This window comes from Flavobacterium sp., assembly GCF_043760115.1.
Taxonomy (GTDB): Bacteria; Bacteroidota; Bacteroidia; order Flavobacteriales; family Flavobacteriaceae; genus Flavobacterium.
The window spans coordinates 17,754-40,710 of the sequence record NZ_JAYUPK010000046.1 but is presented as its reverse complement, the minus strand read 5'-3'; the positions used below and the strand labels follow the sequence as shown (position 1 = coordinate 40,710).

Below are 22,957 nucleotides of genomic sequence, written 5' to 3'. Positions count from 1 at the left end.
AAATTGTTAAACTATTGTAAAAAGATTTTAAGGGTATTGTAATTAAAATTGTAGAAATAATAAATAAAATGATAAAATCTAATTTTTTAATATCTTTCAATTTAGATTTAAATTTACTATACTCTTTCAAAGTTATTTTTATTTAGCTTTATCAATATAAATGGTGTCGCAAGTTATAAAAAATCTTTATTATTAAATTTTAAAATCATTAACTAATAATAAAATTAACTTTTAAGAAGTATTTGTTATAATAATTTTATATTTGCATCTCAAAAAATAATAATTGAAAACAGCTTTTGTTTCTGGAATAACGGGTCAAGATTGTACATGTTTAGCATAACTTTAATTAAGTAAAAAGTATAAAGTTTTATAAGGCCTTAAAATATAAATTTATCGTACCTACAAAAATCCATTTTAAATAAATAATAAATGAAAATAGCATTAATTACTGGTATTAATGGTCAAGACGGGTCATATTTAGCCGAGTTATTATTAGAAAAAGAATATGAAGTACATGGTATAATTAGAAGAAGTTCTTCTTTTAACACTCATCGGATTGAGCATTTATATATCGATTCACTAATAAAAGATTTGCATCTAAAACGCAAAATTCAATTACATTATGGCGATATGACTGATTCTACAAATTTAATTAGAATAGTTCAACAAATTAAACCAGATGAAATTTATAATTTAGCTGCTCAGTCTCATGTTAAAGTATCTTTTGAAATGCCAGAATATACCGCTGAAACTGATGGAATTGGCACTTTACGATTATTGGAGGCAGTTAGAATTTGTGGATTATCAGAAAAAACTAAAATTTATCAAGCTTCAACTTCTGAATTGTATGGAAAAGTTCAAGAGATTCCCCAAACAGAAACAACACCTTTTTATCCAAGATCTCCTTATGGTGTTGCAAAAATTTATGCCTTTTGGATAACAAAAAATTATAGAGAAGCTTATGGAATGTTTGCTGTAAATGGAATATTATTCAACCACGAATCTGAAAGAAGAGGAGAAACATTTGTTACAAGAAAAATCACGTTAGGTGCATCTAGAATTGCTGCCGGACTTCAAGAAAAATTATACTTAGGGAATTTAAATTCGTTAAGAGATTGGGGTTATGCTAAAGATTATGTAGAATGTATGTGGTTAATGTTGCAGCAAGAAGATCCAGAAGATTTTGTTATTGCTTCTGGAGAACAATATTCTGTTAGAACTTTTTGTGAACTTGCATTTAAAGAAGCTCAAATTAATATTGAATGGCAAGGTGAAAATGAAAATGAAAAAGGTATATGTAAAGAAACTGGAAAAGTTATTATTGAAATAGACCCAACATATTATAGACTATCAGAAGTTGAAACATTACTTGGTGATCCAACTAAAGCAAAAACAAAATTAGGTTGGAACCCTAGAAAAACTTCATTTGAAGATTTAGTAAAAATTATGATGCATCACGATATTGAATATGTTAAAAGAATTCATCATGTTAAATAATTCTAAAATTTTTGTTGCTGGTTCAAATGGAATGGTTGGTTCTGCAATTATTAGAGAGTTAGAAAAAAATGGATATTATAATATAGTAGTAAGATCATCTAAAGATCTTGACTTAAGAAATCAACAAGCAGTTATTTCTTTTTTTGAGAAAGAAAAACCAGAATATGTATTCTTAGGAGCAGCTAAAGTTGGTGGAATTCATGCTAATAACGAATATCCTGCTGAATTCTTGTATGAAAATATGATGATTCAAAATAATGTAATCCATACTTCACACCTTTATAAAGTTAAAAAACTTTTATTTTTGGGCAGTTCTTGTATTTATCCTAAATTTTCTTCACAACCAATAAAAGAAGAATACTTATTAACTGGCGAATTAGAACCTACAAATGAAGCTTATGCTATTGCTAAAATTGCTGGAGTAAAGATGTGTAAATTCTATAATAAACAATATGGTAGTAATTTCATATCCGCAATGCCTACAAATCTTTACGGCATAAATGATAATTTTGATTTATCAAATTCTCATGTTTTACCTGCTCTTTTAAGAAAATTTATCGAAGCAAAAAATAACAACCATACCTCTGTTACAATTTGGGGAACAGGAAGTCCAAAAAGAGAATTTTTATTTGTCAATGATTTGGCAGAAGCTTGTTTGTTTTTAATGTTAAACTACAATAGTAACGAAACAATAAATGTGGGAACAGGAGTTGATATTTCAATAAAACAACTTGCAGAAACGATAAAAGAAATAACAAACTATAATGGCGAATTAATTTTTGATGATTCAAAACCTAATGGAACTCCGAGAAAATTGTTAGATGTTAGTAAAATTAACAATTTAGGGTGGAAACACTCAACAAAAATTAATGATGGTATTAAAGAAACTTTAAGTTGGATAAAAGAAAATAATTATAAAGTCTTTAAATAATGTTTTTTCAAAAACTGAAACATAATCATATATTAATGAGTGGATTTTATAAAGGTATTTCTGGACTATCTTTATTTATTTCAATACCATTTTTAATTAAATACTTAGGCCAAGAAGATTATGGAATTTGGATTTTAGTGTTTACACTTTTTCAATGGATTTTAGTTATGGACTTTGGCATACAAAGTTCGCTAAAAACAAAAATACCTGTACTTTTTCATCAAAATAAGTTTGATTTAATAAAAAGTTACATCAAGATAACTTATAAATACGCCATTTATTTAGCTCTATTTATTTTTGCTCTTTTTGTAACTTTCATTTGTATTTATGATATAAAAACTGTTTTAAATATTACTACACATTCTAAAAATTTTATTTATTTACTTTTTTTATTGAATGTTTTTTTCTTTTGTATCAACTCAATTGCAGGAATTCACAAATCATTATTTGTAGCTTATTTAAAAGGTAAATACGCCGAAGAGTCATTAGCTGTAAACCAAATTGGATCACTAATTTTAATAATTAGTGCAGTATATTTTTTGCCCAATATAAATTCTGAAAAAAAATTGTTGTTAATAACCATTATAAATGGTGGTTTTTGTCTATTAGTTAATACTTTTTATTCTATTCGCTTTTTTAAATTAGAAAAAATTAACCTAAAAACTAAGATAAAACCACCCAAAGAATTTGTTCAAGAAATAATTAACATTGGAATTAGATTTATGGCAATTCAACTAGGAATGATGCTTTTCTTTACTATTGATAATTATATTATTTCTAATAATTTTAGCCCAAAGGATGTAGTTCCATATGATACTGTCACTAAGATATTTCAACTTCCTTTAATGATTCTTTATGCTGCGCTATCACCTTTATGGTCTATGTTCGCAAAAGATTATATTGAAAAAAATAAAAAGAATTTATACAATAATTTTAAAAAATTTAATACTTACTTTATAGTAATACTTTGTTTAATTTTTATACTTTATTTAATTTGCCCATTCATAGTATCTATTTGGATAAAAGATGAACTTGAAATCCCAAAAAATCTAGTTCTTTATATTGCAATAGTTACATCATTTAGAATATTTACAACTTTTTACAGTTATTTTTTAAATGGTATTGGTAAATTAAATCTATTTATAATAATAATTTTATTTAGTCTTATTTTAAAAATACCCCTAACAAACTTTTTAATACATTTAGATTTTGGTATTAATAGTGTAATTATTTCCACGCTTATATTAATGGTTATATGGGTTATTGTTATACCTTTAGAATGTTATAAAATTGTAAAAAAACTAAAATTAGAAAATTAAACCAAATAACTTTTTTACAAAATCTACTTAAACTTATTATAGATTTTTAAGATTATACTTTTTAATTTTTTAATCACACTTTTAGAGTTTTTATAAAAATTGTTTTTGTAATCTAACATCAATTAAATATTTATCAATACTTTTGACGACATTCTTTAAAAAAAGAACTAATTTATATTGAAAATAAGGAAAATGAATAGTTTTATATTAAAAAACAAAAGTACTTTATTAAAACTAAAAAGAGGTTTTAATTCAATTTTCGGAATTGAAATTGTTAAATACCCTACTCATGAATTAGATAGAAGGATAAAACTTATAAAATCTTATAACATAGATGTTATTCTTGATATTGGTGCTAACATTGGTCAATATGGTAGTGAAATGCGAAACTTGGGATTTAAAGGTGAAATTCTTTCGTTTGAGCCAATGAAAAATGCCTTTAAAAAATTACAAAAAAATGCATCTTCAGATTCTAAATGGAGGGTTTTTAACTTTTCGTTAGGAGAACGTAATGGCGAAACAACAATAAATATCGCTAAAAACTCCGTTAGTAGTTCGTTACTAGATAATTTACCACAATTAATAGAAAGTGCACCAGATGCAGAATTTGTTGAAAAAGAAACAATCGAAATAAAAAAACTTGATAGTATTTTTGATTCTTTAAATTTATCAGGTAAAAATATTTATCTTAAAATTGACACTCAAGGTTATGAAGAAATGGTTTTACTTGGTGCTGAAAAAACATTAGATAAAGTAACTGGATTACAAATTGAAATGTCATTTATAGCGTCATATAAAGGTTCTATTACTTTTGATGAAATGAAAAATAAGCTTAACTTAATGGGTTTCAAATTATTGGCATTGGAAAACGGTTTTTATGATAAAAAAACTGGAAAGCAACTAGAAGTAGATGGAGTGTTCTTTAATGAAAAAAAAGAAGTAAGATTATAAAAACACATTTTTATTTAGTAACCATGTTTTTTAGTTTCAAATAAACAATCTTGAAAGTAAAACTTAATAATAGTTAAAATGTCAATTAAAAATAACCAACTAATAAAAACCGTTTGGAATTTAATACCTGAAGTACCCAAAAGAATTTTAAAAAGTTTTTTTTACAATAAAGAAACTTTTATTTTAAAAAACTCTTCTGAGGTGTTTAAGGATGTATATGAAAAAAATATATGGGAATCTAACGAATCAAATTCTGGTGGTGGTTCTATGCTAAAAGGAACAATTACAATCAGAGAGCAATTACCAATAATAATCTCTAAATATTCAATAAATAATATGTTAGATGTTCCTTGTGGTGATTACAATTGGATGAAAGAAGTGGATAAAAATTGCAATTATACTGGTGGTGATATAGTTGCCGAAATAGTAGCTAAAAACCAAAAATTATATACAACTGAAAAAGTAAACTTTATAAAAATAGATATAACAAAGGATGATTTAAAAAAGGTAGATTTAATCTTTTGTAAAGATTGTTTACAACATTTAAGTGACGAAAGTGTAAAAAAAGCAATTACTAATTTTAAAAAAAGTGGTTCTAAATATTTATTAGTAACCTCTTATCCGAAAACTTGGCGTAATCATAATATTTTAGATGGAGATTATAGACCTTTAAATTTATTTAAAAAACCATATTCTTTTCCTGTACCAATTATGAAAATTGTTGAAAAGTCTAAATTAAAAAATGTTGAACCCGACAAAACGATGTATTTATTTTTTTTAGAATCATTAAAAGAATTCTAATTTAGAATAATTTTTGTTTTAATTTGTTTGCATCTTTTTTTGAGTAAATTTAAAGAAAATTTAGTCTTAAAATTGATTTATATTATAAAAAGTAGTGATACTAATCTGTACTAAAAAAGTCTAGAAAAAGTTATTAGTCTTTAATATTTAATCTCATTTATTGCTTCTAATAAAATATTTAAGCTTTTTTCAAAATTAAATTTAAATATAATAATGTTAAATTTCTAATGGTTGGTATTGAAAATGTTTATTAAAATAAATACTATTATAAATTGAACTTCGCATCTTTAAAAAAAAAGTTTAAAATTTGTTATAAAGTTTAATAATTTATTATTTTTGCTAAAATTTTTAAATTTATGAAAAAAGTAATTGTTCCGGTTTTATTAGTATTGTGTTTTTTAACTTTTTCTTGTGGTTCTAAAGAAAAGAAAGATGATGAAGTCAAAGTTGCAGAAAATGAAACTGTTGATATGACTATAAAATTTAAATATGATAAAGAAGATATCTTTAAGGTTTATTATACAAAAGCTGAAAATGCAACAATAGATGGTTCATTAATGATGACTTTACCTGTTCATCCAAGTAATGATTATCAAGAAATAACTTTTGTTTTTCCTATTGGAGATTATCCAAAATTAATAAGACTTGATGTGGGCAGTAATCAAGAAGCGAAAACTATTGAAATTAAAAATATAAAAATTCAACAAGGAGAAAATGTTATTGATAACAGCGATTGGATAAAAACTCAAAATTGGTCTCCTAATGAGAGTTTAGTTTTAAATGAAAAGACTAAAAATTATAATATTACTGCTGTAAATGGGACTAAAGTGCCAGTATTTATGTCAAATATTATTATAAAAGATAAAATGGACAAATACTTTAAAAGTAGATAAAAAATAAAATTTGTAAAAAAAGGGCACAATATTAGTGCCTTTTTTTGTTGTAATTAAATAATAAAAACATGGGGAAAATCACTTTTATTGGCATTTTTAGTGTTATCTTCTTACTGTTATTTGTTTTTTTAAATGTTCCAATTTTATTAAAATTAACATTTGTATTAAACTTCATTTTTCTATGGATTATTACCTATTATAATATCTTTAAAGAAAAAAAATTTTCGCCTTTTTTAGGTGTTTTTATTGTTTTTAATTTGCTTTTTTTTGTAGTTGCTCCATTAATTCAAGTAGATAGTATTGTTTCCAAAGGATTTGATGAAGATGGAAAATATATTCAAGATTTTCCTTTTTCTGAAAATTTTGCTATCAGAGCTAATATATATATATTGTTTTTTAACGTGGTGTTTTTTATATCCTATATATATTTTAAAAATACTGTTATTAAAATTAAATCAAATTATAAAATTTCATATAATAATATTCCATTGATTTTAGTCATATTGGGGATTATTACTTTTTTAATAGTGATAATAAATATTCCTACAATAATTTTTCAATACCAAAATGAATTTTATAAAGAAGCCGAACAAACTTCTGTGGCAAAATATCTAATGGTACAAAAGTTTTTATTTTTCATTCCATTAACAGGACTAATATTATCATTTTACTATTTAAAAAATAACTCAAAAATCTCAAAAAATTACATATTTGTTATATTTTTTTTATTGTTTTTTTTAACTGTTTTATTTTTGCTTAAAAATCCACTAACTGAAAAGAGGAACACTTTAGGTCCTATTTATATTACTTTGATTTTTATTTTTTTTAAAAAATACTTAGATACAAATTATAAAATTGTAAGATTTATGTTTTTTTCTATGGTATTGTTATTTCCAATATTAACCATTTTTACCCATTCAAGAAATACATTAACTCAAATGATTTCTAGGCCAAATATATTGGTGGAAAACATTAAGTTACTTCATGTTACTGATGCATTTAACTCATTACATTATGATGCTTATCCTAATTTTTTAGCAACTATAGATTATTGTGATCAAAAACCTGTAACATACGGAGCACAACTTGGTCCAACATTTTTCTTTTTTGTACCAAGAGGTGTTTGGCAAAGTAAACCCGAAGTAACTGGTTTTAAAATAGGAAATTATCTAATCGATCGTTATGGTTTTAATTTTAATAATTTATCAAATCCATATATTTCAGAAGGATATATAAATTTTGGTTTAATAGGAATTGCTTTATTTGCTAGTGTACTTGCGCTAATTTTTGTTTCCTTAATAAGGTGGTTAAATGAAACCGATATTTTAAAATCAACATTTGCATTTTATTTTGCTATATATTTAATGTATTTTTTAAGAGGTGATTTGGCAAATGGTTTTGCTTTTATTGTAGCAACATTTTTAGCAATTATTGTAGTTCCAAAATTTTTATTTTTAATAATAAATTTTTATGCAAGAAAATAAAACATATATAGAATTGGTGAAATTTTCCTTGTTCTTGAATAGCTTCATATTACTATTTCCAAATAAATTTAAAATTTATCCAATTATATTACTTTTTTTGTTTTCATTAATTTTATACAATAAAACACAAGAGAAATCTACATTTTGTTTTAAAAAATTTATAATCCTAAGCGGTTTAATATTTCTTTATTTAATAAGTTATTTCTATTCTTTTAAAACAGAATATGCTTTTCAAAAACTATCAACAATGTCTTCATTGATAGCATATCCATTAATTTTTGGGATTTTAGAATGTTCAAATTTTATTTTTTCAAGAAAAGATTTTAGAACTATTTTTTTATGCTTTATAACCTCAACTTGTATATTTTGTGTTTTTAGTTTTTTATATTTTTGGAATCAAATATTTACTTTTAGCCAAACTATTATTCATTATTCTAACCTGATAAACATAGGATTAGAAAATTTATCAATTCATCCTATTTATTTATCTGTATATGTTGGAATTTCACTTCTGATGTTATTATACTTATTTAATAATACAGATAGGTTTTACATCAAAATGTTAAATCTTTTTGTTAGTTTATTTCTTATAATCATTTTAATGATTTTAATGAGAAAAGGACCTATTATTTATTTATTAATATGTCTCTTTTTCTTAGTTAAAAAATATTTGAAAATTAAAAAATCAATTGTTGTTGTTTTTACTGTTTTCTTATTAATGTATTTCAGTTTAAAAATAATACCAAAATATCAGGATGAAAATAGGTTTAATGATTTAACAAATAATTCATTGAATGAAAAACCAAAATCGTCAACAGCTATTCGTTATAGAATATATAATTGTTCATTTGAAAAAATATCTGAAAATCCATTTTTAGGTTATGGTGTTGGAAATGTACAAAATGCTTTAGAGAGTTGTTACAAGAGTAAAAATCTTGAATTAACTAATAAAAATTATAATTCTCACAATCAGTTTTTAAGTATTACTCTTACTATTGGCATAATAGGTTTGATAATTTATTTATTTTCAGTTTATAAAATTTATACTATTCTTAAAACAAATAGAACTGAAATAGGAATTTCAATTTTAATTTTTTTTCTTTTAAATTTCCTTACAGAAAATTTAATTGAAAGAGAAAATGGTATGTTAATATATTCTTTTTTAATAAGTCTGTTTGTTTATCAAAAAGACGAATCATATACATTTTTATAAAACTCATGAGTTTCTCTACTGCATTTATCCCAACTATATTTTTTTGATTCTTCAAAACCATTTGAAATAGTTTGTAGTCTAAAATCTATATTGTTTAATTTTACTATATGCCTGTCAAATTCTGATATACTTAAGTTATCCAACAAAAGTGCAGAATTTTGTGCAACTTCTCTAATAGTAGCATTATTTAGACCTATTACAGGACAACCTGCACGCATCGCTTCTACAACTGGAATTCCAAAACCCTCATAACTAGATGGATAAATTAGTGCAAGTGCATTATTATATAATATATTTAAATCTTCGTTTTTTATATCCTCTAAAAAATTAATTCTTTGAATAGATTCTTTTGTAAATAATTTAATCTCATTTGCATTCAATTTTCCTCCACCAACAATTACTAGTTTTAAATCTGTATTTGAATTAATTATATCAATAACAAAATTAAAGTTTTTATAATTTGTTCTACTTCCAATAAATAATAAATAATTATCCTGCAAATTATTATCATTTAAAAATTGTTTTTGATTTAAATTGTAAAATTTAATAGGGAAATAATCGTCACTCACTCCATTATAAATAATTTCGATACTTTGGTTATTGATTGTTGGGCAGAACTTTTGAAGATCATCATAAGTGTTTTTAGAAACACAAATAATACCTTTTGATCTTTTAATAGTATCATATTTTATTTTGTTATGTACTGTTTTTTTTAAAAAACTTGAATAATAATTATGTGTAAAATCATGAATCGTTGTAATTTCTATTTTGTTTTTACAATTTGTTAAATCTCTATAATAGCTTGAATGATATATAAATTTTTCATTACTTTTATAATTTATTGGCAAAATTCTTGATAAAGATTTAAAAAATTTATTATTATAAATTATATTTTCGGCTGGTAGATTAAGAAGACTTCTATGAAAATTTAAATTATTGCCTTTCATCTCTTCAAAAAAATTGATTTCATCATCATGATGTTTTATTAAAAATTTTGTCAATTCATACCAATAATTTGAAACTCCTCCATTTTGAACATTTGTGAAAATAATATTATCTAAGAAGATTTTCATTTTTTAATAAATTAGTTTTTGAAATTTAAATTTAAGTGTTACAAATTTATATTACTTTGATATAATAATAGTATTATTAAATGAATTATATTTCTAGTAAAAGAATATCTTTGCTTGTAACAAAATTTTGGGGTTAAATATGTCAAATAATTTATCAATTACAATAATTACTGCAAATTATTATCCCGAGGATTCTGCAATTGGTCTTTACACAACTCAACTTGCTAAATTTCTTTTCTCTAAGGGATTTACAATTAAAATAATAACAGGTTTTCCAAGTTATCCTCAATGGAAAATTTACGAGGCTTATCAAAAACATAATAAATTTATTGTAGAAAATATTGATGGTATAGAAATTATTAGATACAAACAATTTGTTCCCAAAAAGGTAAACTTTAAAGGAAGGGTTTTAATGATGATTGATCTTTTTTATGGGACTTTTAGAAATTTAAAAAAAATAAAGCAAACTAACCTAGTTATATGTATTGTTCCATTCACGGTTTCAATACTTCCTGCCCTTCGTTTATCAAAAAAAAAAAAATCAAAGCTTTGGATTCACATCCAAGACTTTGAGTTTGATTTAGCTTTAGATTCAGGTATTTTAAAAAACAATAATTTATTTTTAAACTTTTTTGAAAAGTGTATTACATCGTTTGAAAAGAAAATGCTTAATTCTGCTGATATAACAAGTAGCATAAGTTTTAGTATGTTAAAAAAAATTAAAGAAAAGTCTAATCAACAAAATCCTTATTATTTTCCAAATTGGGTTTCTTCTGAAAAAATTAATCCTAAATTAAGTTCTAATCATTCTATTATTGATAATTCGAAATTTACATTACTATATTCTGGAAACATTGGTGAAAAACAAGATTGGGAATTCTTAGAAAAATTATGTTTTTTAATTAATAATGAAAATAATATTGAAATTGTAATTGTTGGAAATGGTGGTTATGCAAGTAATTTAAAACAAAAACTAAATTCTTTTAAATTTGTAAAGTTTTATGAACCTGTTCCTTATGAGGAACTAAATAATTTACTTTGTTCTGCTGATATTCATTTTTTATTTCAAAAAATAAATGTTATTGATACAATTATGCCATCTAAAATTCTAGGAATGATGGCAAGTGCTAAGCCCTCAATTATCACAGGAAATATAAATTCAGAAGTGGCTACAATTATAAATCAATCTAATGGTGGTTTTTACTATTCTAATAATGATGTTCTTGAAGTCTTTAATGTAATTTTAAACTTAAAAAACAATATAGAAATTTGTATGGAAACAGGAAAAAAAGCAAGAGAATTTATATTAAATAAATTTTCTGAAGAGAAAATTTTAAATTCTGTTTATGATAAGATAAATGAAATAATTTTAAAATGATTTAAATTTATAACTTTTTAAACTCATTTATAGTTATTAATATTAAATCTAAAAACCTCCTCAACATTGATTTTATCCAAAACGATATAAGTTGTTCACTTGGCCGGAGTTTCATAATAATAGGATGGAATATATCGTAAATTTATTTATTTTACAAACTTAAAATAAAATTAAAAATTGTAATTTTTAATTTTACTTTTTACTCTCCTCAACAATTTTCTTATCCAAATCAATCTCTTCTTGTGGATAAATTTCTTCTTTGTTTTTTATTCGTTCATCGCCTCGCCACACAAAACCTCTTAGCTTTCTGGCGTTTTCTGGTAAATCTTTTTCTGGATAAATATCGCCATCTACATTATCGAAAAACGTAATGGTATCTATTTTACTTTTATCATCCATTAGCATATTAATTCTACTACTAACATTTTTATTTATACCAATCAACTCGTTTTTGTCGTTGCGCATGTAATAAATTACTTCAGTGTTTTTTACAACATCGGTTTCGTAAAGTCGATTGTCTTTAAATTTTCCGTATAAATTTAGTCCTTTTATTTGATTAAATCCTGGTCCAATAGTGTCTTTAGAAATAATAAAAGTATTGTTGAGTACTTTGAGTGAGTCTAATTTTTCTGTTTTGTTATTACCTATTAAGTGCATTACATCGCCAGTTAATTGCTTTTCAAAATTCCATAAAATTGGTTTTCCTATTAACTTTGTGAGCGCTATTTTTTGATTGGAATGAATAGAATCGCACTTTCCACTCATATCTGTTTTATAAAAACGTACATTTTTTTGACCTACTACTACTCTTTCTCCAACTTTACCAGTAACAATAATTTTTTTGGCATGAATAAACATCGAATCTTTTTCTATTAAATATCGAATTGATGCATGTTTGGTTATAAAAAGTGAATCTTTATTTTTATATACTTCGCCATAATGTCCTTTAATGATTGCTTTATTAATAGAATCGGTAATTTTTACATTATTGGTGCCAGATGCAAATTCTTTTCTTCTATCATAATACAAACTGTCGCCTTCAATGAGTTGGTCTTTATATTTTATGTATGATTTTTTAAGAAAATATCCTCTATTGGTTTTGCTATTATAATTACCATTTTCAGTATAAATAAAATTGTCTTTACCCGTAATTGTTGATGGTCCTTTTAAATAAGAATTTCCTTGTTGAGTAAGATAATCTAAATGATTAGACTTTATAACATACTCTGGATTAGTAAGCACAACCGATTCTAGAAACTGGTATTTTTTTTGTTTTACATAATACCTTCCAGATTTACTTACTAATGTGTTTTCTTTATTAACAATTGTTCCGTTAGAATTAAAGTACGCTTCTTGAATATTTCTATCAAAATATACCGTATCTGTAGTCATTGTTGACTCTGGAGATTGAATAACCACATTTCCAGTTGCATAAGCTATTTTAACATTACCATTATATTCTGCATACTTACTATTTAAAGTCAAGGTGTCACCTTGAACCATTTGTACTGCTCCAAATGCCTTTATATAATTTTCATCTTTATAATAATAAGCTTTATTGCAAGTCATTACTATGCCTTCATGATTCATTCTTACATTGCCTGTAAGTAATGTGGCGTTGGGAAGTTCAATTTCGTTTATATCAATAAAGTCTGAAGATTCGATATTGATTTTACTAGTTTTTTGAGCATAAAAAACTGCAAAATTTAATAAGGTGAAAATTAGAATTATTATTTTTTTCAATTTGAATTTGTGTTTAAATACTGTAATACAAGGTGTAAATCTATAAAAATTGAATTATAAAGTTTACTTTTTTAACATAATAAAATGATTGTGTTCTAATTTGATGTAATGTTATTATTTGACATTTTTTATAAAAATCATTGGGAAAAATTTTCTGAATTACATTTTTTTGATCACTCTTTTTTATTAAACAATGGTATTTTTCCGTTATAACGGAAAATTAACGTGTTTTTTTTCTGTTATAACGGAAAAATTACGGTTTTTAAACTTTCTTCCCAACTTTTTATATTAATTTTAAAAGTTGATTTAATTTTACTTTTATCTAAAACGCTATATTTAGGTCTTTGCGCTGGAGTTGGATAACTTGATGATTTTATTGGCATAACTGTAATTTTTATAGTATTGATTTCAAATATTTTTAAAGCAAATTCATACCAAGAACATTTTCCATCGTTAGAGAAATTATAAATTCCAAATAAGTTAGAAGTTGGAAGTTCTATGTTTTGGTCACTTCGACTGCGCTCAGTGTGACAAATTATTTTTATTAAAACTTCAGCTAAATCTACAGCATTTGTAGGTGTGCCAATTTGATCATTTACCACAGAAATTGTATCTCTTTCTGATGCTAATCTAAGCATGGTTTTCATAAAATTATTTCCAAATTGAGAATATACCCAAGAAGTTCTTATAATGAAATAATTATCTAAAATTGCTTGAATTGCTTTTTCTCCATCTAATTTTGTTTGTCCGTAAACTCCAGTTGAATTTGTAATGTCTTCTTCTGAATAAGGCACTTCGACTGCGCTCAGTGTGACAAAACGATCGCCGTCAAAAACAAAATCGGTAGAAATATGAAGTAATATAGTTTGGAATTCTTTACAAGCTATGGCTAAATTTTTTGCTCCAACAACATTTATTAAATGTGCTTTTTCTGGTTCACTTACTGCTTTGTCTACTGCGGTATATGCTGCGGTATTTATACAAAAATTAGGTTTAAATTGTTTAAAAACTTTAGTAACATTATCTAAATTTGTGATGTCTAAAAGTGTAGAATCACAAAAAACAAAATCAATATCAAGATAATTTTTAGATATAAATTGTATGCTTTGACCAAGTTGTCCGTTGGCGCCAGTTACTAAAACTACCATACTTTTTTAGCATTTTCTAAAGTTGGTAAAAATTTATCTTTCTCAGAAATTAATAATTCAGAAATTGGAAACTTCCAATCTATATTTACTGATTGATCATTATAACTTAATCCACCTTCGCTTTCTTTATTGTAAAAATTATCGCATTTATAAAAGAAAATTGCGGTTTCACTTAACACTAAAAATCCGTGTGCAAAACCTCTTGGAATAAAAAATTGTAATTGATTATCTGAAGAAAGTAAAACTGCTTCATACTGACCATAAGTTTCAGATTCTGGACGAATATCTACAGCAACATCTAGAACTTCTCCTTGAAGAACTCTAACTAATTTTGCTTGAGCATGTTCGCCTGTTTGATAATGCAAACCACGCAAAACGCCTTTCATTGATAAAGATTGGTTGTCTTGAACAAAATTTACTTTCTGTTCTACGCCTTTTTGAAATGCCTTTTCATTAAAACTTTCCATAAAATAACCTCTTTCGTCTCGAATTATTTTTGGTTCAATTATATAACAACCTTTTAGTTTAGTTTCTGTAAATATCATTTTAATGAAATGAATTGTTTTATAAAATCTCTCGACTGCGCTCCAGAAGACAAAAATTATTTTAATTATTCTTGCAACAAACTCATTAAATGAACACCATAACCACTTTTTAGTAATGGTTGCGCTAATGTTTTTAGTTGTTCAGCATCTATAAATCCCATTTTAAAAGCTGCTTCTTCAATAGCACCAATTTTTAATCCTTGGCGTTCTTCTATTACTTGTACAAATTGTCCTGCTTGCATTAACGATTGAAAAGTTCCTGTATCAAGCCAAGCTGTTCCTCTGTCAAGAATACTAACTTTAAGATTTCCTTTGTTTAAATATTCTCTATTTACATCGGTAATTTCTAGTTCTCCACGATGACTTGGTTTTATATTGGCAGCAATTTCTATAACTGAATTATCATAAAAATAAATTCCTGGAACTGCATAATTAGATTTTGGATGTTCTGGTTTCTCTTCTATAGAAAGTACTTTTCCGTTTGCATCAAAAGCTACAACTCCATAACGTTCTGGATCGTGAACATGGTAAGCATAAATAATTCCACCATCAGGATTGCTATTGGCTTGAAGTAATTCTGCCAAACCTGTTCCATAAAAAATATTATCCCCAAGAATTAAGGCAACTTTGTCGTTTCCAACAAACTCTTTACCAATGATAAATGCTTCTGCTAATCCGTTTGGATTTTCTTGAACTGCATATTCAAATTTACAACCTAGTTTTTTTCCATCACCCAAAAGTTGTTGAAATAATGGTAAATCATGTGGTGTAGAAATGATTAAAATTTCACTGATTCCTGCCCACATCAATGTTGAAAGTGGATAATAAATCATCGGTTTGTCGTAAATTGGCATTAATTGTTTGCTTACTGCCAATGTTAAAGGATGCAAACGAGTGCCTGAACCTCCAGCTAAAATAATTCCTTTCATGAGATTTAAATTTTAGATTTTGCAGTTTGTTTTCTATAAAATGATTTGAAAAAACTAATGAATAAAAACCCAAAAACTAATAAAATTGGAAGTACTAATTTCATTTTGTTATTAGTTCCTTTTGTGTTTTTAATATTTAAAACTCTACTTTTATCTTTAATAATTTTATCAATACTAATAAGTTGTGCTTTTTGATAACCAATTCCTGAAATTAATCCATTTTTGGTTCCTAGTATATCATTTAATTGTGAATTCTCATTGTAATAAACTAATTTATCGCTTTTCTGATTAGCCGCTGTAGTCGCTGTAAATTGGTTTAATAAAACATCTATTTGATTAATGATTATTTGATCTTCTTTCATTTTAATATTTATATTTTCAACAAACATTTTTTGTATTTTTTGATAATAATCATTTTTGTTTAAATACAATAAAATTGGGTCTATAAGATTTTTATTAGTTGTAAAACTTGAAGTAGATATACAAATAGTGTGTTCAGAATAATTTTTACTAGTAAGTTTATCTTTAATAACTTTATTAATGTCTCCATCTTCGGCTAAAAGCTTAACCAATTCAAAGTTTTGAGTGTTTTGGGCATTGCTAGCAACGGCGGTATTATTGTTTACAAAACTGTAAATATCAATAATTGGTTCCACTTTTATTTTTTTTAAATTTTTAAAATCTTTTATTCCAATAGCTTTTAAAAACACTGTATCATTTTGAGTGATTTTTGAGTTAATTAAATCAATTTTAGAATATAAATATTCTGTTGTCCCAAAATTAGGCGTGACAATAACTTGATTGTCAAAGGTTTTAATAGTTGAATCTAGCAAAAATCCTAGAAAGATACCAATAACAAATAAGGAAATAAATAAAATAAAATTCTTTTTTATAAATAACATTCCTTTAAAAATTTTAGTTGAAATTCCTTCAAAAAATTCTCCTACTTTTTTTGAAATTTGTCCTAAATCAATTTCTTGATCTTGATTATCATTTGTACTCATTTTTATTATTTGTTTACGTTGAAAATTTGTTCTAATATTTTAATTGTAATTAAATACGTTGGCTTCACTCCTGTTGTTCCTAATCCACCAGAAGCCAAAGTGCTTCCTGTTTCTAAAGGATTATCTGAAGCATAATAAGCATAACGCACTTTTACATTTGGATTGATGCTTTTTCTAATTTTTGAAGCGCTTTGAATGGCTTTTTGATAGTATGAACCTTCCATTTCTAGTCCGATTGCTGCCCAAGTAGATTCGTGAAAAAACTTTAATAAATCTCTGTTTTGCAATGATGTTCCTAAAACGGTAACCATTGGACCTTCAAAAACTGGAATGTCATTTCCTCTAAACATTGCTGCTGTGAGTTCGTTTGTAAACGAATAATTATCGGCTGTTCCTTCATTTATATGAGCATTCGGAATCATAATATCACCTTTTCCTCCTTCAAGTATTCCAGCTTTTCCCATTATAGAAACCGATTCTACATTGAGTAAAGTGACTTTTTTTCCTTCTTTGTAAGGTTTTAATAATTCGTCAATAGTTTCATAAGCTTGTTCTCCAAAAGCGTAGTCCATTACAATTAAAACTGGTGCTTCTTTACCAATTTTAGCTTTTGGAAATGCCGATTTTGCCCAGTCAATTTTGGCTGTATCAAATATTTGAACATCTATATTGGTTCCAGAATTGTCTGGTAATGAAATCATTCCTTGTTTTAGTGCAACTTCGGTAACTTTATCTCTAACATCGTGTGCACCTTGCTTGCTTAATTCTTCAAAAATAAAGAAATCTGATTTGTCTTTAAACTTAGTTTTGTGAACATTTGGAGCAAAAATAGAATTCATAACACTATGCATATTCGCACTAATTATATGAATTGGTCTTTCTAATAATTCGTTTTGTATCAACACTTCTTTAATATTGGTTGCCCAAATTTCTCCATGAATGTGATGACCAAGACGTTCTCTTAAAATTGGACTAAAAGTAATAGTACGTTTGTTATTTTCAACAACTTCTTCCATTGCTAGTTTTCCTAACCAATAAATAACATGAAGAAATCTGTCTGGTTTTTCAGATGTTCCAAAGGCATCATAAATTGATAAAACCTCAGCAAAAGTTCTTCCCAACACATTGGCTGTGTGCGAAATGGCTTTTTCTTTTTCTATTAAAGTAAGTTTCTTAGTTTGTAAAGCTGCTTGTTCTAATTTTTGCCAATCGCGAGTTACTTCGTTATTGTTTTCGTCAATTAAAACGCGGTCTTTTATTTTGTGAGATTCGATAAATATAAAAGTCAAATGCGTAAGAATATCATAAATATCTGATCTTCCACGAGTAATTTCTACATTCATTTGCTCTTCATCAATTCGGTAGCAATTTCTTCTACGTTTTGGTGGAACAATGGCTTGAAAATGCGAATTAGAATAACCTTCGTCTGACGTTAAATTGATGTAACGACATTCTTCAATTCCAACAGGAAGTCTTTCTATAACGTATAAAAGTCCTGATAATTCTACTTTTTCTTCGGCAATACTTCCATAAATTTCTGGTCTAAGTGCAAGTAAAGCTTCTCTTAACGTTTCTCCAGAAACTCCCATTGGTTTATAAAAACCACGGTTAAATAAATGTCTCATTGTAATGTACAATCGTTCGATAGCTGCAGACGATTCTTGCGCTCTTGAACGCGAAATGTTTTTAATTTCCTTCATTAAATTTTGTTTTCTAACCAGCAAATGTACGGTTTTTATGTTTTAATTGGTTAGAATTAGTGTTATTGCTGGCTCGTTTACTGTTATTTTATCGTTAGGATTTTCATTAGTATTAGATTTTTTATTCCATTTTCCACCAGAGAATGTATAAAATGAGCTTAGTTCTACTCTATTGTAAAGAAGTAAAGGAAAATAGTTAACTATTTTTTTTGTAGTGTTTGTATTGGCGTCTACTATTGTTTTTTCAACTTTATTTTTTTCTATTAATAATTTTTCAAAACCAACAAAAATTCCATTTTTAGGCATTTGTAATTTGAATTTTGTAACGTCAAAAATGTTTTTGGTAACTCCTTTTTTTACAGAAACTATAAAATCTTTGTCTAAAAATTCTGTGCTTGGAAAACCGTTATTATCAACACTATAAAAATGAATTTTAAACGACGCATTTTCAATTGAATTATCAGTAAAAACAGAAACTTTTTTAAGGTATTTGGTTTTCTTATACTTTTCTAAATATGGGAAAAATTTAGTGTCAATTTTTGGTCCATTATCAAATGCTTGGTAAGTTGCGTTTTTAGTTTTTCCAATTTCTATACTATTAGTTCCTAGTGTTTTAAAAATTACAACTTCTTCTAGTTGATACTCTGTTGGTTTTAATTTAATCTCTAGATTATTTTTTACAGAAACTTTTTTCTTTTCATATCCTAAAGCTGAAAAAATAAGTTTTTTATTAATTTCAGATGCGTTTATTGAAAATTCTCCGTTTTCTTCTGATGTAAATCCTGTGTTTTCATCTTGAACCCAAATGTTTACAAAAGATATTGGTTTGCCAGTGATGCTGTCTTTTACTGTGCCTTTTATTTGGGCTGAGAGTGAAAGTGAAAAGAAAAATATTATAATTGTAATTTGTTTCATTAATTTAATTTGTAAATGTAATTAGCATTGATGGCATCAAATACTTATCGTGATATTTTCTCATCAATAAATTTTCATAACTTTTTGGATTTTTCAAAATTTGCTTTTGAGTTTTAGTCCAGATTCCATTTATTGAAGATTGCCAAATAATATCTTTTTCTTCTGGCACATAACACAATTCTGGTTCAATTGTTATTGATTTTTGTATTATATTTTTTCCATTTTTATCCTTATATTTAAATTCAAAAGAATATTTATTAGTATCTATTAGTAATTTTTCAAATGAAATAAAAAAACCTTCCTTTGGAATTTTTAATTTGTATTCACTAAAATCAACTATGTTTTTATTTTTCCCTTTTTTTACTGAGACAATAATTTCTTTATCAAGTATACTTTCTCCTGGTGAACTATCTTTATTTAAACCTAAAATTTTAATTCTGATTTTTGCGCTATCTAAATGAGATTTGGTTAGAAATTTTATTTGTTTTAAAAAAGGATGTTGTAACATTTCATTATCTGGCTTGAAAAATATAGCAGAATTAATATTGCCAACTCCAACTCTAAAACCACTATAATCAAAATTTCCAACATGAATTTCATTGGTTTCCAATTTTTTAATAATTACAACTTCTTCTAACATATAGTCTTCATGTTGAAGTTTAATTTCGATATTTTTTGTTGATTTAAATTTTTTCTTTTTGAAACCTAATGCTGAAAAAATCAAATTTTTATTCTCTTGTGTATTTACACTAAATTTTCCTTTTTCATCTGAAGTAGTTCCAATATTTTCGTCTTGAACCCAGATATTAACATACGGAATTGGTGCGCCAGAAATACTATCCTTTACAACTCCTTTTATTTGGGCTGAGAGTGAGAGTGTGAACAGAAGAAAACCAAAGAGATATTTTTTCATACTATTTATTTAATACCTAACAGGTTTAAAAAACCTGTTAGGATAATTTATCAACAATTATTCTATCATTAGAAAGTCGCGGAATTTTATTTTGTCCACCCAATTTTCCTATAGATTTCATATAATCTTGAAATCCGTTTTTGGCAACTTTAGTTATTTTTAAAGTTTGTAATACGCTTCCAACAATTAAATCATCGTAATAGGAATTTTGTTTTCGCATAAAATTGTCAATTTGTAACGCAAATTCTTCAAGATTATTGGGTTCGTTTTCAAATTCTATAAACCATTCGTGATAGGGCAAACCTGCTTTTGGATTAATTTGTGGCGCAACTGTAAATTCGTTTACAGTTATAGTTGTGTTTTTCATCGCTTCTTGCAAAGCGGTTTCTACTTCTTTACCTATTACGTGTTCGCCAAAGGCAGAAATAAAATGTTTTATGCGTCCAGAAACTATAATTCTATACGGTTTTAGAGAAGTAAATTGAACTGTGTCGCCAATGTTGTATGCCCAAAGTCCAGCATTTGTTGAAATTATTAACACATAGTTTACATTTAATTCTATTTCACCAATTGTATATCGTTTTGGATTTTCTGTAAAAAACTCATCAGATTTTACAAATTCATAAAAAATTCCAGCGTTTAAAAGCAGTAACATTCCTTTTTCAGATTGTTTGTCTTGATAAGCAAAAAAACCTTCGGAAGCTGGAAATAACTCTATCGAATCTACTTTTCGTCCTATTAAATTTTCGAATTTTGCTCTGTAGGGTTCATAATTTACGCCGCCATAAATAAATAAATTGAAGTTTTTAAAGAGTTCTCCAACTGGCTTTCCTCCTTTTATATTTAGTTTTTCAAAATACATTTGTACCCAAGATGGAATTCCAGAAATAACAGACATATTTTCATTGATTGTTTCTTCTACAACTGCATCAACTTTGGTTTCCCAATCGTCAATGCAATTGGTTTCCCATGAAGGAAGTCTGTTTTTTTGCAAATATTTAGGAACAAAATGTGCTACAATTCCAGATAATCGTCCTAGTTTAATTCCGTTTTTTTCTTCTAATGTTGGACTTCCTTGAAGAAATATCATTTTGCCATCAACAAATTTTGCGTTTCCAGTTTCGTGAATGTAACTTAAAATGGCATTTCGTGCGGCTTCAATATGAAAAGGCATACTTTCTTTGGTAAGCGGAATGTATTTTGCGCCAGATGTTGTGCCAGAAGTTTTGGCAAAATAAAGTGGTTTTCCTTTCCAGAGTATGTTTTCTTCGCCATTTACAACTTTATCAACATAAGGTTTTAAATCTTCATAATCTCTTATTGGAACTTGCTTTGCAAATGCTTGAAAAGTTTTTATTTCTGCAAAATTATGATCTTTTCCAAACTGAGTATTTTGTGCTTGACGAATTAAATCTTGAAAAACTTTTTGCTGCGTTTCAACAGGATTGCTTGCCCATTTCAAGGTTTTTTTATGAATTTTCTTGGCAAATATTTTGGCTGCTATTGATTTTATTGACATATATTTAAAGACGCTAATTTTGTCACTAAGACGCAAAGTCGCAAAGTTTTTTTTAACTATTAAATTACAAAGTTTATTTTTTAGGTTTGGTTTTATTTAATTTTTCTGCTTTTATTCTTGCTTCTTCATCGGCAACTTCTTTTCTTAATTCAAGTTCTTCTTCTGTTGCTGTTAATTGTAAATCTGGTAAAGTATCTACAGAAATGGCAAGAATTGAATCTTTATTGACTTTAGCATATTCTAAATCGCCATTCAATACTTTTTTTATAGATTCTAAGTAAACTTCATTTTTTTTAATTGCAAAGGCAAGAGAATCTGATTTTAATGCCATTTCTGTTGCTTCTTTTCTTAGTTTAGAAGAGGAATATCCTGGAATATATTCTCTTAAAGGAGTAAAAGCAATTATAAATGTGGTAACTGTTATTATTAAAATTGCGCCAATTGTTGCTACTACAAAAACATTAATTAAATTTAATTTAAACGAAAATAATTCCTCGAAAGTATCTTCATTTAATATAATTAATCTGTTTTTGGTAAATAGTTTTTTCTTTAATAATTTTTTTTTGAGGCGTTTTTCAGACATAGCTTTTGATAATATACAAATATAGAAAAATTAGTTGTTTACATCAATTTCAATTAAATTTTAAGCTTATAAAGTCTGTTTTTTATATCTATTTTTGTGTTTTAACGAAAATTAACTATAAATAATTTGGTTAAAAATAAAAGAATGTCAATTTCTTTTTACCTTTGTAGCTTGTAACAGATTACAAATTTGCGAAAGCATTTAATTTATATGTCATGGGAAGAATAGGAGCTACAGAAATAATAGTTGTCTTAGTGATTGTTTTACTACTTTTTGGTGGGAAAAAAATTCCTGAATTAATGAAAGGTTTAGGTAACGGAATTAAAGAATTTAAAAATGCTTCTAAAGAAGAAGCTGCTTCAACCAATACTTCAAAGAAAGAAGATATTAAAGAATAGTTTTTACTTTCTTAAATTTA

General features: G+C 26.0%; 21 protein-coding genes. 10 read left to right on the top strand and 11 right to left on the bottom strand.

The window, feature by feature from the left end; translation table 11 throughout:
• Positions 1–429: 429 nt before the first annotated feature.
• The 8 genes from gmd (at position 430) to ACH2BC_RS04010 (ending at position 9,089) form a co-directional block, all read left to right on the top strand.
• Entirely contained in the window at positions 430–1,497 is a 1,068-nt protein-coding gene (gene gmd / locus ACH2BC_RS04045) for a GDP-mannose 4,6-dehydratase (protein ID WP_395052704.1), read from the top strand.
• Entirely contained in the window at positions 1,487–2,428 is a 942-nt protein-coding gene (locus tag ACH2BC_RS04040) for a GDP-L-fucose synthase family protein (protein WP_395052703.1), read from the top strand. The genes gmd and ACH2BC_RS04040 overlap by 11 nt, the downstream gene beginning before the upstream one ends.
• Before the next feature lie 35 nt (positions 2,429–2,463).
• Entirely contained in the window at positions 2,464–3,747 is a 1,284-nt protein-coding gene (locus tag ACH2BC_RS04035; protein ID WP_395052702.1) for a lipopolysaccharide biosynthesis protein, read from the top strand.
• 192 nt (positions 3,748–3,939) lie between these two features.
• On the top strand, positions 3,940–4,698 hold the full coding sequence (locus ACH2BC_RS04030) for an FkbM family methyltransferase (protein WP_395052701.1): 759 nt from the start codon (positions 3,940–3,942) through the stop codon (positions 4,696–4,698).
• Positions 4,699–4,776: 78 nt separating this feature from the next.
• Positions 4,777–5,499, top strand: a complete 723-nt coding sequence (locus ACH2BC_RS04025) for a class I SAM-dependent methyltransferase (protein WP_395052700.1) — start codon at positions 4,777–4,779, stop codon at positions 5,497–5,499.
• A 356-nt stretch (positions 5,500–5,855) separates the two neighbouring features.
• Positions 5,856–6,392: a hypothetical protein gene (locus tag ACH2BC_RS04020; RefSeq protein WP_395052699.1), complete on the top strand. Its 537-nt coding sequence runs from the start codon at positions 5,856–5,858 to the stop codon at positions 6,390–6,392.
• An 866-nt stretch (positions 6,393–7,258) separates the two neighbouring features.
• Positions 7,259–7,876, top strand: coding sequence for a hypothetical protein (locus ACH2BC_RS04015; RefSeq protein WP_395052698.1), 618 nt, complete (start codon positions 7,259–7,261; stop codon positions 7,874–7,876).
• Entirely contained in the window at positions 7,863–9,089 is a 1,227-nt protein-coding gene (locus tag ACH2BC_RS04010) for an O-antigen ligase family protein (RefSeq protein ID WP_395052697.1), read from the top strand. The genes ACH2BC_RS04015 and ACH2BC_RS04010 overlap by 14 nt, the downstream gene beginning before the upstream one ends.
• Here the strand turns inward: ACH2BC_RS04010 and ACH2BC_RS04005 are convergent.
• A complete protein-coding gene (locus tag ACH2BC_RS04005; RefSeq protein WP_395052696.1) occupies positions 9,059–10,162 on the bottom strand; it encodes a glycosyltransferase family 4 protein in 1,104 nt (367 codons plus the stop codon). The two genes, ACH2BC_RS04010 and ACH2BC_RS04005, sit on opposite strands and share 31 nt — an antisense overlap.
• A gap of 139 nt (positions 10,163–10,301) precedes the next feature.
• On the opposite strand from ACH2BC_RS04005, the gene ACH2BC_RS04000 reads away from it, so the two are divergent.
• Positions 10,302–11,540 (top strand): glycosyltransferase family 4 protein, encoded by a 1,239-nt coding sequence (locus ACH2BC_RS04000; RefSeq protein ID WP_395052695.1) that lies wholly within the window; start codon positions 10,302–10,304, stop codon positions 11,538–11,540.
• 192 nt (positions 11,541–11,732) lie between these two features.
• On the opposite strand, the gene ACH2BC_RS03995 is transcribed toward ACH2BC_RS04000, so the two are convergent.
• The 10 genes from ACH2BC_RS03995 to ACH2BC_RS03950 form a co-directional block, all read right to left on the bottom strand.
• Positions 11,733–13,283 (bottom strand): OstA-like protein, encoded by a 1,551-nt coding sequence (locus tag ACH2BC_RS03995; RefSeq protein ID WP_395052694.1) that lies wholly within the window; start codon positions 13,281–13,283, stop codon positions 11,733–11,735.
• Between the two features lie 239 nt (positions 13,284–13,522).
• Entirely contained in the window at positions 13,523–14,431 is a 909-nt protein-coding gene (gene rfbD / locus ACH2BC_RS03990) for a dTDP-4-dehydrorhamnose reductase (RefSeq protein ID WP_395052693.1), read from the bottom strand.
• A complete protein-coding gene (gene rfbC / locus ACH2BC_RS03985) occupies positions 14,425–14,976 on the bottom strand; it encodes a dTDP-4-dehydrorhamnose 3,5-epimerase (RefSeq protein ID WP_395052692.1) in 552 nt (183 codons plus the stop codon). Before rfbC ends, rfbD begins: the two co-directional genes overlap by 7 nt.
• Before the next feature lie 65 nt (positions 14,977–15,041).
• Entirely contained in the window at positions 15,042–15,905 is an 864-nt protein-coding gene (gene rfbA, locus ACH2BC_RS03980) for a glucose-1-phosphate thymidylyltransferase RfbA (protein WP_395052691.1), read from the bottom strand.
• Positions 15,906–15,910: 5 nt separating this feature from the next.
• Positions 15,911–16,909, bottom strand: a complete 999-nt coding sequence (locus ACH2BC_RS03975; protein ID WP_395052690.1) for a hypothetical protein — start codon at positions 16,907–16,909, stop codon at positions 15,911–15,913.
• Positions 16,910–16,914: 5 nt separating this feature from the next.
• Positions 16,915–18,609 (bottom strand): DUF6909 family protein, encoded by a 1,695-nt coding sequence (locus ACH2BC_RS03970; RefSeq protein WP_395052689.1) that lies wholly within the window; start codon positions 18,607–18,609, stop codon positions 16,915–16,917.
• Between the two features lie 42 nt (positions 18,610–18,651).
• Positions 18,652–19,524: a carboxypeptidase-like regulatory domain-containing protein gene (locus tag ACH2BC_RS03965; RefSeq protein WP_395052688.1), complete on the bottom strand. Its 873-nt coding sequence runs from the start codon at positions 19,522–19,524 to the stop codon at positions 18,652–18,654.
• A gap of 4 nt (positions 19,525–19,528) precedes the next feature.
• On the bottom strand, positions 19,529–20,437 hold the full coding sequence (locus tag ACH2BC_RS03960) for a carboxypeptidase-like regulatory domain-containing protein (RefSeq protein ID WP_395052687.1): 909 nt from the start codon (positions 20,435–20,437) through the stop codon (positions 19,529–19,531).
• Positions 20,438–20,474: 37 nt separating this feature from the next.
• Complete coding sequence (locus ACH2BC_RS03955) at positions 20,475–21,956, bottom strand: GH3 auxin-responsive promoter family protein (protein WP_395052686.1); 1,482 nt, start codon at positions 21,954–21,956, stop codon at positions 20,475–20,477.
• A gap of 73 nt (positions 21,957–22,029) precedes the next feature.
• Positions 22,030–22,539 (bottom strand): peptidase, encoded by a 510-nt coding sequence (locus tag ACH2BC_RS03950; protein WP_395052685.1) that lies wholly within the window; start codon positions 22,537–22,539, stop codon positions 22,030–22,032.
• Positions 22,540–22,754: 215 nt separating this feature from the next.
• On the opposite strand from ACH2BC_RS03950, the gene tatA reads away from it, so the two are divergent.
• A complete protein-coding gene (gene tatA / locus ACH2BC_RS03945; RefSeq protein ID WP_395052684.1) occupies positions 22,755–22,937 on the top strand; it encodes a twin-arginine translocase TatA/TatE family subunit in 183 nt (60 codons plus the stop codon).
• Positions 22,938–22,957: the final 20 nt, after the last annotated feature.

What these genes read in the sequence shown, in the direction of transcription:
- gmd (WP_395052704.1), top strand. Translation starts at nt 430, where the DNA reads ATGAAAATAGCATTAATTACTGGTATTAATGGTCAAGACGGGTCATAT.
- ACH2BC_RS04040 (WP_395052703.1), top strand. Translation starts at nt 1,487, where the DNA reads ATGTTAAATAATTCTAAAATTTTTGTTGCTGGTTCAAATGGAATGGTT.
- ACH2BC_RS04035 (WP_395052702.1), top strand. Translation starts at nt 2,464, where the DNA reads ATGAGTGGATTTTATAAAGGTATTTCTGGACTATCTTTATTTATTTCA.
- ACH2BC_RS04030 (WP_395052701.1), top strand. Translation starts at nt 3,940, where the DNA reads ATGAATAGTTTTATATTAAAAAACAAAAGTACTTTATTAAAACTAAAA.
- ACH2BC_RS04025 (WP_395052700.1), top strand. Translation starts at nt 4,777, where the DNA reads ATGTCAATTAAAAATAACCAACTAATAAAAACCGTTTGGAATTTAATA.
- ACH2BC_RS04020 (WP_395052699.1), top strand. Translation starts at nt 5,856, where the DNA reads ATGAAAAAAGTAATTGTTCCGGTTTTATTAGTATTGTGTTTTTTAACT.
- ACH2BC_RS04015 (WP_395052698.1), top strand. Translation starts at nt 7,259, where the DNA reads ATGTTTTTTTCTATGGTATTGTTATTTCCAATATTAACCATTTTTACC.
- ACH2BC_RS04010 (WP_395052697.1), top strand. Translation starts at nt 7,863, where the DNA reads ATGCAAGAAAATAAAACATATATAGAATTGGTGAAATTTTCCTTGTTC.
- ACH2BC_RS04005 (WP_395052696.1), bottom strand. Translation starts at nt 10,162, where the DNA reads ATGAAAATCTTCTTAGATAATATTATTTTCACAAATGTTCAAAATGGA.
- ACH2BC_RS04000 (WP_395052695.1), top strand. Translation starts at nt 10,302, where the DNA reads ATGTCAAATAATTTATCAATTACAATAATTACTGCAAATTATTATCCC.
- rfbD (WP_395052693.1), bottom strand. Translation starts at nt 14,431, where the DNA reads ATGGTAGTTTTAGTAACTGGCGCCAACGGACAACTTGGTCAAAGCATA.
- rfbC (WP_395052692.1), bottom strand. Translation starts at nt 14,976, where the DNA reads ATGATATTTACAGAAACTAAACTAAAAGGTTGTTATATAATTGAACCA.
- rfbA (WP_395052691.1), bottom strand. Translation starts at nt 15,905, where the DNA reads ATGAAAGGAATTATTTTAGCTGGAGGTTCAGGCACTCGTTTGCATCCT.
- ACH2BC_RS03975 (WP_395052690.1), bottom strand. Translation starts at nt 16,909, where the DNA reads ATGAGTACAAATGATAATCAAGATCAAGAAATTGATTTAGGACAAATT.
- ACH2BC_RS03970 (WP_395052689.1), bottom strand. Translation starts at nt 18,609, where the DNA reads ATGAAGGAAATTAAAAACATTTCGCGTTCAAGAGCGCAAGAATCGTCT.
- ACH2BC_RS03965 (WP_395052688.1), bottom strand. Translation starts at nt 19,524, where the DNA reads ATGAAACAAATTACAATTATAATATTTTTCTTTTCACTTTCACTCTCA.
- ACH2BC_RS03960 (WP_395052687.1), bottom strand. Translation starts at nt 20,437, where the DNA reads ATGAAAAAATATCTCTTTGGTTTTCTTCTGTTCACACTCTCACTCTCA.
- ACH2BC_RS03955 (WP_395052686.1), bottom strand. Translation starts at nt 21,956, where the DNA reads ATGTCAATAAAATCAATAGCAGCCAAAATATTTGCCAAGAAAATTCAT.
- ACH2BC_RS03950 (WP_395052685.1), bottom strand. Translation starts at nt 22,539, where the DNA reads ATGTCTGAAAAACGCCTCAAAAAAAAATTATTAAAGAAAAAACTATTT.
- tatA (WP_395052684.1), top strand. Translation starts at nt 22,755, where the DNA reads ATGGGAAGAATAGGAGCTACAGAAATAATAGTTGTCTTAGTGATTGTT.